We start from the raw sequence: 14,050 nt of genomic DNA, 5'->3' as shown, positions 1-14,050 counted from the left end.
GTGTATTCAGTCAGTTGGTCATCAGCGCGAACCCGGTATCACGCGTGCCGGAATTCACGATCACCAGGGTGAAGCTGCCATCCGCCGCCGGGGTCCAGCCACAATAGGCGACATGGGTGGGATCCGTGTCGGCACAGACCTCGCGGCCCTCGGAATCGAGGATGGTGATGTTGAGATCAAGGCCCGGCTCGGCCTCGGCATAGACTTCGGCATATTCACCACCCCGGAACAACAGATCCGGCAACCGGGTTTCCGCGCCCCCCTCCAGCGCGCCGATCCGGTAGACCGGGCCATGGATGACGCCCTTCCAGCTTTGTGCGGTGATATCCTCGGCCACATCCCTGAGCGGGTCGCCGGCATCGGTCAGCGTGACCGCAGTTGCGATCATCGCCTCCCATCCGAGCGGGGCGAAGGCGGGCGCTGCCCCCTCGGGCGCCGGTTCCAGCGGTTGCATATCGACCGATTTGCGCAATTGCGCGGCCGCAAGGATCAGGAGCGGATCCTCGTCCGCCACCCCCCGGGCGTAAAGCTCGGCCGACAGCGCCGCCTGGCGCAGGGGGCCCGGGCCTTCGGCCTTTGCCTCAGAGGCCAGCAGGGCGATCATGACAGAACTGGCCAGCCGGGCGGCGATACGGGCGGAAAGGGTCATGTTCTCTGCTCTGGTCACGGGGCTGTTTCGGATCGCGGCAGGATGGGGTGATGGATGCGGGCTGTAAACGCACAATCTCCGGATGACGGGCTTTGTCATGTGACCCCGGGCGGCCCGGCGGGCTAACCTGCCGGTACCGTTGAGAATGAGCCGGAGACTATAAGAATGCGCCTCGATAAAAGGGTCCGGAACAGGGCCTGGTCCGGATTTGCGGCCCCGCTGCTTGCCGCCATCCTCGCTGTTCAGACCGTGCAAATGGTCGGGGTTTCCACCGCAGCGCAGGCCGAGACCGTTCCGCTCGCCTCTGCGCCTTCCCGCGCCGCAACCGATCTGGCGATGGATCAGGTTCTGGTGGTGCGCAGCGCGGATCGCGAGGATGGCTTTCTCGGCTCGGCCTTTATCTGGGCAGGCGTCGCGGATATCGCCGTAACCAATGCCCATGTGGTGGGCACGGCGGAAGAGGTGCGCGTCACCGACCGGCAGGGCAATGTGGTGATCGCCACGGTGATCGGCCGCGACAGCACCCGCGATGTCGCCATCCTGCAGCTGGAGCCGGGGCTTTCCGGCCCGGATGGTGCCGTGCTGACCGGCATCGGGATCTCAGACGCGCCCCCCCTGCCAGGGCTTGAGCTCTATGCGCTTGGCGCGCCGCTCGGAGCGGAATTCACCCTGACGCGGGGCATGGTCTCGGCCATGGCACGCCAGATCGACCTCGCGGTGCCCCTGATGTTCCTCCAACATGATGCGGCGGTGAATCCAGGATCATCGGGCGGTCCGCTGGTCGATGCAGCGGGGCGGCTTATGGGTATGAACAGCCGCATCGCCGATGGCAGCCGCATGTTTGTCGGCATCGCCTATGCGATTTCCGGCAGCGATCTGCGCCGCATCGTCGACGGGCTGATCGACGAAAGCCTGCTGCCCTTCCCCAAGCTCGGCCTGAATGCGCGGCCGATGGAGCGCAGGCTTGCCGATACGCTGGGGGTACCAGCCGAAGGGCTGCTGGTCGATGCTGTAAGCCCTGGCGGGCTGGCCGCAAGCGCAGGCATCCTTGCCGGTGACATCATTCTGTCGGTCAATGGCACGAAGCTGCAAAATCCCGGCGATTTCGCCTTCCTGCTTGATGCCGTTCTGGCGGCGGGCTCTGCCGGCATCACCCTGTCCCGCGCGGGCGAAAACCTGACCCTGGTGCTGGATTTCAGCGCCGCCGCGCCCGAGCCCGGCCTGATCGGCCTCACCTTGCGCGGGCCCGAAGACGCGTCCCCCGCCCCCGAGCGCATCCGGAGCTACCGTCTCGCGGCGCTTGGTGTGGTGCAGGGCGAAGACGGCCGGGTCTCGGATCTGACAATCAACTCCCCCGCCGCGCTCGCGGGCCTCGCCAAAGGCGACCGTATCCGCGCCGTGAATGGTGCGGCAATGGACGGGGCCGGGCTGGACGCGCTGGAAATCACCGCCGCCACGCTCTTGCTGGTCGAGGCGCCGGACGGGGTCACGCGGCATCTCTGGCTCGATCCCTGGGGCACCGCGGCAGGGCCGCGTGCCATCGGCGGCGCGAATGTGCTTGACCCGGCGGTTGTGGTGTTCTGAATCTGCGATGACCATGACCGACCACATCCTGATCATCGAGGACGACCCCGAAATCGCCGCCGCTGTGGCCACAGAGGTGCGCGCGCTTGGCTGCGAGCCCAGCCATCGTGATACCCTGGCCGGCGGCCTCGCCGAGGCCACCAGCGGAGACTACCGGGTGATCGTGCTCGACCGGATGCTGCCTGGCGGCGACGGGGTTGACGCCATGGCGCAGATCCGCGCCGGAGGGTCGCGCGCGATGATCCTGGTGCTTTCGGCGCTTGGCCGCGCGGCTGAGCGGGTCGAGGGGCTTGAAATGGGCGCCGATGACTATCTGCCGAAACCCTATGAGCCCGAGGAGCTCCGCGCCCGGCTGCGCGCGCTGCTCAGGCGCGGCACGATCCAGGTCGCGGATAATGACCTTATGGCCTTTGGCGATCTGGAAATCCGGCTGAAGGCGCGCACCGTACATGTGCGGCGTAGCCATGTGCCGGTCTCGCCGCGCGAATTCGCGCTGCTCACCTTTTTCGCGCAGAATGCCGGCCATGTCGTCACCCGGATGCAGCTGCTGGAGACCGTCTGGAACCTGCATTTCGACCCTGGCACCAATGTCGTTGACGTGCATGTCGGGCGGCTGCGGCGCAAACTGGAAGAGGCCGGTGCCCATGTAATCCGCTCGGTCCGGGGCGAAGGCTATCTGTTTGCGCAGCCCATGGCCGGAGATCCCGGTGGCGGCTGATCCGGGGCCGCACCCGGTATTCTGGCACCCGGTATTCTGGCGTCCGGTGTTCAGAGCCCGTGCCACGCTGCGACTGGCAGGCCTGATGGCGGCTGCGGTCGCAGTGCTGTCGCTGGGTGCAATGGCGCTGCAATACCGTCTGGTGGCGACCAGGCTGACCGAGGCGCAAAAACAACTCCTCTCCGCCGATCTCAGCGGTCTTGGCGCGCTTTATGACCAGCGCCGCATCATCGCGCTGCGCCAGGCGATTGATTATCGCGCCGCCTCGGGCGGGCAGGAACTCCTGCTGCTGACCGACCGTCATGGCCGGATCCTCGCCGGAACCGAAGACCGCTGGCCCGCCGATGTGGCACCGCAAGGTGCGGGTTTTGACCTTTCCACCCCGCAGGAGATCACCCGGGGCACGGGCCGCTGGCTGGTGGTGGCGCGTGAATTGCCCGGCGGTTTCGGCCTTCTGGCCGGACGCCCGCTGGCCCCCGTCGACGCGACACTGGCGGCGCTGCGGCAGGGGATGATCGGGCTGGCCCTCGCGCTGCTGATCGCGGCGGCGCTGGTGGGCTGGATCGCGGCGCGCCAGGTGATGGGACGGATCGGACGGCTGAACCGGCTCGCGGATCAGGTCGCGGCCGGGGATCTCGAAGCCCGCCTGCCCGGCCCGCGCATGGCGGATGAGTTCGGTCTTCTGGAAACCCATATGCATCTGATGCTGGACCGGATCGAAAGCCTGAACCGCGCGACACATCGCCTCTCGGACACCATTGCGCATGAGATGCGCACGCCGCTGAACCGGATGGCGGCCAGGCTCTCGGCCATCGAGGGCCAGGAAGACACTGTCAGCCAGCTGCGCGAAGAAATGCGGGGGGCGATCCGGATCTTCGACGCGCTTCTCGACATCTCGCGCGCCGAGGCGGATCAGGGCTCCGGCGGTGGTCTGCTGCCGGTTAATCTCTCTTCCCTAGCGGAAGGGGTGTGGGAGCTGTACGAAGCGGCCGCCGAGGAAAAGGGCCTGATCCCGGCGGCGGATATCGCCCCTGACCTGATGGTGCTGGGGGATCGCACGCTGATCTCGCAGATGCTGGCCAATCTGCTGGATAATGCGATCAAATATTGCGCCCCCGGCGACAGGCTGAGCCTGACCCTCACCCCCGGCCCTCTGCATATGCTCGAGATCGCCGACAGCGGCCCCGGCCTGCCCGACGGTATGGGCGAGGACGTCTTCGAACGCTTTACCCGCGCTGATCGTGACCGCGGGATCAGGGGCCATGGCCTGGGCCTTGCCCTGGTTCGCGCGATCGCTATGCGCCACGGCGCAAAACTCTCTTTGCCTGCAACCGGCAAAGGCCTGACGCTTCGCCTCGAATGGCAGCCCCTCTCCCCTGGCTGAGGCCGGATGCCTCCGGCTCGGGGCAGGGCTGTGCCCCCCGGCCTGCACCACAGACCAGAGGTGACAAATGCCGTCATCTCGCGCTGGCCCCTTGCCCGGTGCCGGAAGTCCAGGCATGTTTTCGCGCATGAAACCGCAGCTCACATATGCCCTGACCGCCAGCCTCCTGTTCTGGAGCACGACGCTCCATGCCGACACCCGGGCCGTGCTGATCGGGGTTGGCGATTATGAGTATCTGGATGCAGATCTGAAAGGGCCGCCCAATGACGTGCGGCTGATGGCCGAAGTGCTGAGCGGCCGCGGCATCGCGCCGGAGGCCATGACCATCCTGACCACCGATCCGGCCAATCTTCCCGAGGGAGCCACCATCGCCGCACCAACCCGCGCGGGGATATTCGCCGCGCTTGACCAGGCGGCGGCCGATGCCGCGCCAGGCGATACGCTGGTCTTCTATTTTTCCGGTCACGGCTCCCAGGCGCCCGATCTGAACGGCGACGAGGGCGGCGGCTATGATGAGATCTTCCTGCCGATGGATGCAAAGAACTGGCGGGGCGAGATCGGCATGGTGGAAAACGCCATCATTGATGACGAGCTGAACCTCTGGGCCCGGGCCCTGCTTGCACGCGATGTAAAGCTGGTCGGCATTATCGACGCCTGCCATTCGGCCACCGGCTTTCGCGCTATCGATCCCGATCCGGCAGCAGGCGTTGCGCGTTCGTTGCCCCCCGATGCGCTTGGCATTCCCGATGACCTGCCGCCGGTACCGTTCACCGGCGCGGCAGAGCTGTCCGGCGATTTCGTCTTTCTCTACTCCTCGCAATCGGATGAAAGATCATTTGAATATCCGCTGGGCGATACCGGGATCTGGCATGGCGAGTTCACCCTGCGCCTCGCGCAGGTTCTGGCCAGCGCCGAGGATGCGACCTGGCAGCAGGTGCTGGCCGCCACCTCGGATGCGATGATCCAGGGCGTGGCGCGGCAACTCCCCGATGCCGAGGGCTCGCTTTTGCAGGAACGGGTCTTTGGCGAAGGCGCCGGCACCGCGCGCTACCGCATCACCGGATCCGTGTTGCAGGCGGGCCTTCTGCAGGGCTTTGCCGAGGGGGGCGAGATCGTGCTTTTCGCATCCGGCGCCGGGGGCGAGAGCATCGGCTCCGTGACGCTCGGCAAGGTCGGCGCGCGCGAGGCGAAGATCAGCGACCCGCTGCCGCAGGTCGCGAAAGGCGCGACGATCTGGGCCGCGCCCGGCAGGCTTCCCGATCCTGTGCCGCTGACTCTGGCGAACCTCGTGCGCGCGGATCCCGAAGACGGGCTGGACTATAGCCTCTGGGATGCGGCCGTCGCCGCCGCGCCAAGACCGGTGCCGGGTGCGGTGCCGGATCTGGTGCCGGTCCTGACGGACGGGCTGCTGGCTCTTGCCGGCCCCGATGCGGTGCTTGACGCACGCGGGCCCGGCACGTCACCGCGCGTTGTGGTCACCGGGGGCGAAACCGAGGCGGATGCCCTGGAGCGCGTGCTTTCAACCATGGCCCATGCGACGCGGTTGCGCGACGTGCTGTCCCAGGCCGCCGGGCGCGGCTTTACGAAGACCGAGGTGATATCGGTCGCGATCGAGCGCCGCCCCGGCACCGAAATCACCGACCCGGCGCAAGGTGCCTCCTGCAGCGGCAAGGCGGGGGCAGGTGCGGCGCATGACCCGGCACAGGGGGTGAATGGCTGCGACCAGCTCTGGCTCACGCTGACCAACCGTTCGGGCAAGGCGCAGGATGTCACAGTGCTTTACCTCGCCTCCGATATGGAGGTGCTGCCGATCTGGCCTTCACAGAATATCGTGAACCGCATCGCCCCGGGCGAGGCCGCGCGGGTCGGGCTGCAGATCGATCCGGTGAGCCATGCCGGGGTCGAGGAGATCTGGATCCTGGCCGTCCCGATGAACGAGACCCATGCGCTCCGGACTGATCTGACCCCGCTTGCCAGCGCAACGCTGCGCGGTACGGCTGAGGGCGGCAGCGACGCCGCGCTCTGGCTGGAAAGCCAGATCGCACCGAAAGACGAGACCTCGATGCGCGGCTTTTCCACCAAACCCGCCGATCTGACGATGATCCGCCAGATCGTGCGGCTGAACCCGACCAATTCCGAATAGATGGCCATCACGGCCCCAGCCCAGTTCCGCAGAAGGATCAAAGAGATGACCTCCCGCTTCATGCCTGCCACCGTTGTCAGGCCGCTTTCCGCCCTGGTGCTTTTGTGCAGTGTCACCGGCATGGCCCTGGCGGAAAGCCCCACCGCCGCCCCGGGCTTCGGCGCGAAGACCAGCGCCGCCGACAGCTCGCCCTACAGCTTTGCCGCCTCGGGCGCCAAGGCCGAGCGCGGCGAGAAAGCCGCGAAAGCCGAACCTTCGGGGGCGAAAGTGGTCGGCGGCCAGCCCGCAGCCGATGGCGCCTGGCCCTGGCAGGTTGCTTTCCTGCTCGGAGGTCAGCCGATCAGCACCGACAGCCAGTTCTGCGGTGGATCCATGGTGATGGATCGCTGGGTGCTGACCGCCGCCCATTGCGTCCATATGGCGGATGACGCCGGCAATGGGGCCGATCTGAAGCCCGGCGATTTCGACATTCTTGTCGGCACCAACCTGCTGGATGGCAGCGGCGACCGGGTGCCGGTCGAGGCGGTTTTCACCTATCCGTCCTATTCGGTGAATGATTTCGACTATGATATCGCGCTGGTCAAACTCGCGCGCAAACCGCAGGTCCCGTATAAGACGGTCGAGGTGCCGGATGCCACTTACGGCGATCTTCTGCGCGAGCCGGGAATCACCACGGTCGTCACCGGATGGGGGCTTCAGGCAGGCGCGGTGCCTTCGTCACAGCTGATGCAGGCGCAGATCCAGATGCTGGACCGCGAATTGTGCAACCAGGTCCTGCTGGAAGGTCGCGCCGAAGAGGCCGTCGAGGGCTTTGCCTTTGCCGTCAATCTGATGGATGTGCCAGAGGACAAAGCCTATGCGCTCTGGGATGAGATCATGGCTGCGGCGCCGATGCCGATGAGCGAGAATATGATCTGTTCGGGCACTTTCGAGGGCGGCAAAAGCTCGTGCAATGGTGACAGCGGCGGGCCGCTGGTGGTGCCGCTGGACAATGGAAAATACATCCAGGCCGGAATCGTCAGCTGGGGTCTGAGCGATGCCTCTGGCCATGGCTGCCCGGAAATGGCGCAGTTTTCGGCCTATACCGATGTGTCGCATTTTGTGCCCTGGCTGAATGAGGTCATCACCGCCAATCCCTGACCGGGATCCGCCCGGCGCCCGCAATCGCCCGCACCGCACCAGCAAAACCCCCGGATCCGGAATGGCGTCCGGGGGTTTCTGGTTTCGGCGCAGGCGCGCGGCTCAGTTGGTCACAAGGTCATAAGCCGCCGCAGCCGTGCCCTTGTTTTCGACCGCAACAAAGAAGAACCCATCCCAGGCGGGCACGAAATCGCAATAGAGCCTGTCTTCCTGGCCGCCTTCATAGCAGATGACATTGCCATTCTCATCGGTGACCACGATGTCGAGATCGGATGTCCCGCTGCCAAGCACCGCCAGTTCGGCAGTGGTGCCTCCGTCAAAGGGGATCTCCCAGCTGTCGGTCCGCCCCGCCAGAAGGCTGACGCGTTGCGAAAAGGCGCCCCCGATGCGGCCCCTGCCGGTCGCGCTCTGTGCATCCAGGATCACGTCAGTCAGGAATTCATCCTGCCCCGCCAGTATCAGCGCGAGGTCGAACATCGCCGCCGCATCGACAGGTGCGTCAACAGGCTCTGCACCGGCCGCGCCCTCACCGCTGATGCTGCGTCTGAAATCCCTGCCGGGCGCAACCTCTGCCGAGGCGGCCAGACGGGCACCCGCCAGCACGGTCAGCGCATCCCCATGCGCCCGGCCAAGTACAAAAAGCTCATGCGCCAGCACGAGCGTCGCCACGGCGCCCATCGCGCCATTTGCCCCCTGGGTGATATTCGGCCCCTTCGCCTCTTCGGCGGCCAGCGGACCGGCTGCCTGACCGGCGATGAGCGCCGCAACAAACAGCCCCGCAGCAAGGCGACGGGGTGCGGAACAGGCAGGGAAAGACATGGCGGCTCCTCGTCAGGGGTCGTTCAGGCAGTGTCGCAGCCAGGCAGGGGTTTGGGAAGCCAGACAGCGGTGACAAATGCGCTTATCCGCGCCCGTCAGTTGGCGACCAGCAGATAGGCCCCGGCCCGCGCCGTCGAGCCACCCGCAGGATTGGCGATCACCACCTCATAAAACCCATTCTCGGCCGGGGTAAAGCTACAGACACCGGCGGCAACGGGCCGCATCGGGCAAAGGATGCCGCCCGCGCCATCCTCGACCGCCCAGAGCAATGTGCCTGCCGCACCCGGATCACTCTGGGGCGCATCGCTGTCTGTGCCCGTGGCGAAGACCGCGATCTCGGCGGGGCTTTGCCCGGCAAAGGGCAGCGTCCAGCGATCCTCGTGCCCCGGCTTCAGCTCTGCCGCCACCTGGCTGACCCCACCACGCAGCACCGGCGGCGATAATTCATAAAGCAGATCGCTGAGCGCCTCGTCTTCTTCGGCCATCAGCAATGCGCCCGACCATGCCGCGCCGGAGGTCAGCAGATCGGGCGTCGCCCGCAGGCGCGCCGTCCCTGCGTCCTGCAGCACCGGCCCGGAGTATTTACCACTTTGCTTTTCCCAATGGCGCGCCCCGCGCTGGCGGATCGTCGCCGCAAGTCGCGCCGCGACCGCCATGCCCAAAGCATCGCCCTGCCCCTCGGCCTGATCATAAAGCCTGAGCGCCAGCGCAAGCGTGGCCACCGGGCCCGGAGCCTTTGCCTCGCCTTCGGCAAGCGCGGGGGCGGAACAGAAAAGGATCAGGGCCAGAGACGCGCGGAACATGGGACACAGCAGGCAAAGGGGCATTGCCCGGTCAATCCTGGCGCAAAGCGCGGCGAGAGAGAAGCCGCAAAGCGATCACCGGCACCTGGCCCTCTTTGCCGATTGAAGTGCCGCCCGCACCCCGGCAAAGTCGCGCCATGAAACAGCGCAACCGCATCACCATCGCCCAGAAACAGCGCCTGTCGCTGAACCTGTCCCTGGTCAGCGCGATCTCGATGCTGAAATCGGATGCGGGCTCGCTTGGCGACTGGCTCGAGGATATGGCCGCGCAAAACCCGCAATTGCAGCTGGTTCCTCCGCCGGCGCTGCCCGCAATCTGGGCGCCGCGCTGGCATGATGCGCTGTCGCGGCAATCGGGGGCGGGTGGCGGGACAGAGGCGCTGGCCGCCCCCGCGCCGGGGTTGCAGGCCCATGTCGCGGCGGGCGTGGCGCTGATGCGGCTGGCGCCTGCCGAAATGCCGCTGGCGCTGGCGCTGTGTTCGGCGCTGGAACCTAGCGGCTGGCTCGGGCCGCCGCTGAGCCGCATCGCCCGCGATACCGGCAGTACACCGGCGGCGCTTGAAGCGGTGCTGCTTAAGCTCCAGGCGATGGAACCCGCCGGGCTTTTTGCGCGCAACCTTGCGGAATGCCTGAGCCTCCAGGCCCACGACACAGGGGAGCTCGACCCGGTCATGCAGGCGGTGCTGGCCAATCTGACGCTGGTCGCGGCCGGCAATCTGGAGGCGCTGGCGGTAAAGACCGGCGCAACGGTCGAGGAAATCGCGCGCCGCATCCGCATGTTGCGCAGCTATGACCCGAAGCCCGGCGCGCGGTTTCAGCCCGGCTCCGCACCGGTGGCCGAACCGGACCTTGTGCTGCGCGAGGGATCTTCGGGGCCGGAACTCAGCCTGAACCATTCGGCGCTGCCTTCGATCCGGCTGCAGCCCACAACAGGAGCGGGCGACCGCGCTGCCGCGCGCGAGGTGATCCGCCTTGTGGAAAGCCGCAACAATTCGCTGTTGCGCATCGGGACCGAGATCCTGCGCCGCCAGCCGCTGGTGGCGAAACAGGGGCTGCGCGCGCTTTCCCCCATGACCATGAGCGAGGTGGCGGCAAGCCTTGGCCTGCATCAGAGCACGGTAAGCCGGCTTGTCCAGGGCACCTCGGTCGATACCGGCAGCGGGGTCTATTGGCTGCGCGCGATGTTCTCGCCCGCAGTGCGCAAGGGGGGGCCGGCAGGGGCGGCGATGCGCGATGCGCTGACGCAGATGATCACGGCGGAAGACCCGGTCGCGCCCCTGACCGATGCCGCGCTGGCCGAAGCCCTGGCCGGTGCCGGCGCGCCCCTGGCCCGGCGCACCATCGCCAAATACCGCGAGCAGCTGGGCATCCCGCCGGCCTCCCGGCGCAAACAGGCGGCGAAACTGTCATCCGCGACGCGAAAGCGAGCGGAAAACGTCGTTTCCGGGGATGACCCGCCTTGCCCGCCGCAGTAGCAAGAGGCGCGCGACGAACAGCAGTGAAGGACGGGTCATGGCCTTTTTCCTCGGGGTCGATACCGGTGGCACCTATACCGATGCGGTCATTCTGGACGAGGCGGAGAACCGCATTCTGGGAACAGCCAAGTCATTGACGACGCGGCATGATCTGGCCGAAGGCATCGGCGGTGCCGTCGATCGCGCGCTGGCGCAATCGGGCGTATCGGCGCAGCAGATCGCGCTGGTCTCGCTGTCCACGACGCTGGCCACCAATGCGCTGGTCGAGGGCCAGGGCGGCCGTGTCGCGCTGATCACCATGGGGTTCGATGAAGATGACCTCGCGCGCGCGGGGCTTTCTGATGCGCTGAAGGGCGATCCGGTGATCCGCATTGCCGGCGGCCACAGCCATGCCGGAATAGAGGCTTCCCCCCCTGATCTCGCACGGCTCAGGGCAGAGGTGACCGCGCTTGGCCCCGAGGTAATGGGCTTTGCCGTCGCCGCCCGTTTCGCCACCCGCAACCCCGCGCATGAGCTTGCGGCACGCGACCTGATCCGCCAGGTGACAGGTCGCCCGGTCACCTGTTCGCATGAGCTGTCCGCGCGGCTGAATGGCCCGAAACGCGCGCTGACTGCAGTGCTGAACGCGCGGCTGATCGGGATGATCGACCGTCTTGTCGCCGCCTGCGAACGGCATCTGGCCCGGATCGGCATCGAGGCCCCCCTGATGGTGGTGCGCGGCGATGGTGCGCTGATCTCGGCCGCGATGGTGCGCGAGCGCCCCATCGAGACGATCCTCTCCGGCCCCGCCGCCTCGATTGTCGGCGCGCGCTGGCTGACCGGTGCGCAGGACGCTCTGGTCTCGGATATCGGGGGCACCACAACGGATGTGGCGATCCTGCGCGGTGGCCTGCCCGAGATCGACCCCGAAGGCGCCCGCGTCGGGGGGTTCCGCACCATGGTCGAGGCTGTGGCGATGCGCACCACCGGCCTTGGCGGCGATTCGGAAGTGCACCTGATCAATGAGGGCCTCTCGGGGCGGCTGCGCCTCGGGCCGCGCCGCCTGCTGCCGGTCTCGCTGCTGGCAATGACGGCGCGCGATATGGTGCATGAAGCGCTGGAGCGCTGGCTCTCGGGCCCGGCGCCGGGCGAATATGATGGCCGCTTTGTCGTGCCGATGAAGGGGGTCGAACAGGCCGGTGGCCTTGGCCCCCGTGACCGCGCCCTGCTGGAGCGGATCACCGCGCCGATGCCGATCGCAAAGGCGCTGACCTCGCGGCTCGAAGCAGCAGCGCTGGACCGCCTTGTCGCGCGTGGGCTGGTAATGCTTTCCGGCGTGACCCCCTCGGATGCGAGCCATGTTGCGGGTCGCCTGCGCGACTGGGACCGGGAGGCTGCCGAAAAAGCGCTGCGTCTGCTGGCATTGCGCCGCAATGGCGCGGGCGAGCGGTTCGCGCCCGGCCCTGACGAAATGGCGCGGCGGATCATTGATCAGGTCACCGCCCAGACCGCCGGCTGCCTGCTGGAGGCCGCCTTCGCCGAAGACCCCCGGTTCAGTGACGAAGATGCAGCCGCACTGGCGCGGCATCCGCTGCTGGTGGCGGGGCTTGACCAGCACCAGGGCGTCATGGCGCTGTCAGCACACCTGGCTTTGCCGGTGATCGGCCTTGGCGCCTCGGCGCCGTCCTATTATGGCGCGGTGGGGGCGCGACTGGGCTGCGAGATGATCCTGCCGGAACATGCCGGTGTCGCGAATGCGATCGGGGCCGTAGCGGGTCAGGTCAGCCAGCGCGTCTCGGGCCTTGTGACATCACCGGCCCAGGGACGGTTTGTCGCGCATTTCACCTCTGGCCCCAAGGCCTATGGCGACCGCGACGAGGCGCTGGAGGCAATGGAAACCGCGCTGCGCGCTGAGGCCGCCGCCCGCGCCCGCCAGGCCGGGGCAGTCGACCTTCACCTGACCGCCAGCCGCGAGATTTCCGAGGCCGGGATCGAGGGGCAGATCCTGTTTATCGAAGCCACGGTAACCGTCACCGCCACCGGCAGACCCCGCATCGCCCATGGCCCTGGCGCAGATGAGTCCGCAAACTGAGGCAAAAAGCGCGTATACCCCCTTGACGCTTCTGACCGGCCCGCATATCCCCGCGCCCAGTGGCTAGGTAGCTCAGCTGGTTAGAGCGTGCGACTCATAATCGCAAGGTCGAGGGTTCGAGTCCCTCCCTCGCCACCACTTTCAATCATAATGGTTGGTTTTAAACGGAAAATTTGGGATTGACCCGATCTTTCCGCTTATCTGCCCGCCTATAGCAAAACGACGCATGGCGACCGATCCTAACCAGTGGCGGCATTAAGTCAGCGCGACAAATCACCCCTCCGTCGTAACCGAGGGGTAATTCGGCCATCACGAGAATCCGCCAGGAACGCTATGGACGTGACTGTAGCTACGGTTGAGATACCGCCCGATCTCCCGGAAGCTCGCGCCGCTGTCCCGCAGATCGGCCGTATTTTCGTGCGCTTTCGCAATGAGAAGCCGTGCACATCGGACAGCCCCGTCAGTTGCCCAGGGGTCTGTGTCAGCCGCGGTCACCCCGGGCGGGATGATCGGCACGGGACAGCGTACCAGGGCGCAATTGCGAGTAGCGACCTCGGCCCGGTCCTTGTCAGACCAGGTCACGGATCAGGCCTCCCACCGGGCATCATCAACTATTGCGAGAAACGGCATCAGCATTCCAGATGTGATCGGTCGCGAGGACCGCCTGCTGCAAGATGCCGAATGCCGCCATGAGGTTGTCACATGGGGTGCCCGTCCTGATTGCAGTGAGTTCGGAAGTGTCGTCGCTCATGCCCGCCCCTTCGGCAAATTGACGCTGTCGGGGTTCCCGCAGATTTCATCACTCAGCTCTCGCGCAATGACCAGAAGGCCGAACTGGACATCGCCCTCACCGAGGCGTTCGTTCTTGAGCAGATCGAGGGCGCGCTGGCCGGGCTGCCTGAACGGAACGCCAGCCAGCGGTGACGCGCTCTGTGACGGATCGCGGGCAGCACGGGCCGATCATCCCACGGTACTGGTGGCCTCGTCGGATGGCCGGGCGGTGGTGAGCGGAGCCCGGGATGCCCTGGGCGGCCCTTCAGCAATGCCATCCCGATAACTGCTACGCAGGCTCTCGTCCTTCCTGTTCGCTCGATCAACCCACTCCTTGCCCCGAAACAACCTGGCACGACAAGCTTACAAGACTATCCCTGTTGCGGGGGATCGTATATTCGGGTTCGCAAGGTATCCGCCCCGCCAGCCGCACACCCCGCGCTGGCCGCCACAGCTGGAGCAGAAGGAACCTGAGACGATGAACGCCCCGGTC

At 66.6% G+C, this 14,050-nt stretch carries 11 protein-coding genes and 1 tRNA gene; 8 read left to right on the top strand and 4 right to left on the bottom strand.

The window, feature by feature from the left end; all coding sequences use genetic code 11:
* Window positions 1-10 precede the first annotated feature (10 nt).
* Window positions 11-649: a hypothetical protein gene (locus BLW25_RS16055; RefSeq protein WP_092900910.1), complete on the bottom strand. Its 639-nt coding sequence runs from the start codon at window positions 647-649 to the stop codon at window positions 11-13.
* Between the two features lie 165 nt (window positions 650-814).
* Between BLW25_RS16055 and BLW25_RS16050 the strand changes: the two genes are divergently transcribed.
* The 5 genes from BLW25_RS16050 (at window position 815) to BLW25_RS16030 (ending at window position 7,618) form a co-directional block, all read left to right on the top strand.
* Complete coding sequence (locus BLW25_RS16050; RefSeq protein ID WP_092900907.1) at window positions 815-2,233, top strand: trypsin-like peptidase domain-containing protein; 1,419 nt, start codon at window positions 815-817, stop codon at window positions 2,231-2,233.
* 13 nt (window positions 2,234-2,246) lie between these two features.
* On the top strand, window positions 2,247-2,951 hold the full coding sequence (locus tag BLW25_RS16045; RefSeq protein WP_253188514.1) for a response regulator transcription factor: 705 nt from the start codon (window positions 2,247-2,249) through the stop codon (window positions 2,949-2,951).
* Window positions 2,941-4,335 carry a sensor histidine kinase gene (locus BLW25_RS16040; RefSeq protein WP_092900902.1) on the top strand — a complete coding sequence of 465 codons (1,395 nt, stop codon included), beginning with the start codon at window positions 2,941-2,943 and terminating at the stop codon, window positions 4,333-4,335. The genes BLW25_RS16045 and BLW25_RS16040 overlap by 11 nt, the downstream gene beginning before the upstream one ends.
* A 127-nt stretch (window positions 4,336-4,462) precedes the next feature.
* Window positions 4,463-6,478, top strand: coding sequence for a caspase family protein (locus tag BLW25_RS16035; protein WP_171909589.1), 2,016 nt, complete (start codon window positions 4,463-4,465; stop codon window positions 6,476-6,478).
* A gap of 45 nt (window positions 6,479-6,523) precedes the next feature.
* The gene (locus BLW25_RS16030) at window positions 6,524-7,618 is read left to right on the top strand and encodes a serine protease (RefSeq protein WP_143040528.1); all 1,095 of its coding nucleotides are present in this window, start codon (window positions 6,524-6,526) and stop codon (window positions 7,616-7,618) included.
* Between the two features lie 102 nt (window positions 7,619-7,720).
* On the opposite strand, the gene BLW25_RS16025 is transcribed toward BLW25_RS16030, so the two are convergent.
* Both BLW25_RS16025 and BLW25_RS16020 read right to left on the bottom strand, forming a co-directional pair.
* Window positions 7,721-8,437, bottom strand: coding sequence for a hypothetical protein (locus BLW25_RS16025; protein ID WP_092900893.1), 717 nt, complete (start codon window positions 8,435-8,437; stop codon window positions 7,721-7,723).
* Between the two features lie 95 nt (window positions 8,438-8,532).
* Entirely contained in the window at window positions 8,533-9,240 is a 708-nt protein-coding gene (locus BLW25_RS16020) for a hypothetical protein (RefSeq protein WP_092900891.1), read from the bottom strand.
* Window positions 9,241-9,377: 137 nt separating this feature from the next.
* On the opposite strand from BLW25_RS16020, the gene BLW25_RS16015 reads away from it, so the two are divergent.
* The 3 genes from BLW25_RS16015 to BLW25_RS16005 all read left to right on the top strand — a co-directional run bounded on the left by BLW25_RS16015 (window position 9,378) and on the right by BLW25_RS16005 (window position 12,924).
* Window positions 9,378-10,715, top strand: coding sequence for an RNA polymerase factor sigma-54 (locus BLW25_RS16015; RefSeq protein ID WP_092900889.1), 1,338 nt, complete (start codon window positions 9,378-9,380; stop codon window positions 10,713-10,715).
* Window positions 10,716-10,752: 37 nt separating this feature from the next.
* Complete coding sequence (locus tag BLW25_RS16010) at window positions 10,753-12,786, top strand: hydantoinase/oxoprolinase N-terminal domain-containing protein (RefSeq protein ID WP_092900886.1); 2,034 nt, start codon at window positions 10,753-10,755, stop codon at window positions 12,784-12,786.
* 61 nt (window positions 12,787-12,847) lie between these two features.
* Window positions 12,848-12,924: transfer RNA gene (locus tag BLW25_RS16005), tRNA-Met, on the top strand.
* A gap of 469 nt (window positions 12,925-13,393) precedes the next feature.
* Here the strand turns inward: BLW25_RS16005 and BLW25_RS24480 are convergent.
* Window positions 13,394-13,537 (bottom strand): hypothetical protein, encoded by a 144-nt coding sequence (locus BLW25_RS24480; protein ID WP_171909588.1) that lies wholly within the window; start codon window positions 13,535-13,537, stop codon window positions 13,394-13,396.
* Window positions 13,538-14,050 lie beyond the last annotated feature (513 nt).

The organism is Rhodobacter sp. 24-YEA-8, from assembly GCF_900105075.1.
Classification (GTDB): Bacteria; Pseudomonadota; Alphaproteobacteria; order Rhodobacterales; family Rhodobacteraceae; genus Pseudogemmobacter.
Note: the sequence above shows the minus strand (reverse complement) of the source record. Positions and strands in the feature narration are given on the sequence as shown.

Excerpts from the sequence above, each read along its gene's own strand:
- BLW25_RS16055 (WP_092900910.1), bottom strand. The coding sequence starts at position 649 with ATGACCCTTTCCGCCCGTATCGCCGCCCGGCTGGCCAGTTCTGTCATG.
- BLW25_RS16010 (WP_092900886.1), top strand. The coding sequence starts at position 10,753 with ATGGCCTTTTTCCTCGGGGTCGATACCGGTGGCACCTATACCGATGCG.
- BLW25_RS16030 (WP_143040528.1), top strand. The coding sequence starts at position 6,524 with ATGACCTCCCGCTTCATGCCTGCCACCGTTGTCAGGCCGCTTTCCGCC.
- BLW25_RS16025 (WP_092900893.1), bottom strand. The coding sequence starts at position 8,437 with ATGTCTTTCCCTGCCTGTTCCGCACCCCGTCGCCTTGCTGCGGGGCTG.
- BLW25_RS24480 (WP_171909588.1), bottom strand. The coding sequence starts at position 13,537 with ATGAGCGACGACACTTCCGAACTCACTGCAATCAGGACGGGCACCCCA.
- BLW25_RS16020 (WP_092900891.1), bottom strand. The coding sequence starts at position 9,240 with ATGTTCCGCGCGTCTCTGGCCCTGATCCTTTTCTGTTCCGCCCCCGCG.
- BLW25_RS16015 (WP_092900889.1), top strand. The coding sequence starts at position 9,378 with ATGAAACAGCGCAACCGCATCACCATCGCCCAGAAACAGCGCCTGTCG.
- BLW25_RS16035 (WP_171909589.1), top strand. The coding sequence starts at position 4,463 with ATGAAACCGCAGCTCACATATGCCCTGACCGCCAGCCTCCTGTTCTGG.
- BLW25_RS16050 (WP_092900907.1), top strand. The coding sequence starts at position 815 with ATGCGCCTCGATAAAAGGGTCCGGAACAGGGCCTGGTCCGGATTTGCG.
- BLW25_RS16045 (WP_253188514.1), top strand. The coding sequence starts at position 2,247 with ATGACCGACCACATCCTGATCATCGAGGACGACCCCGAAATCGCCGCC.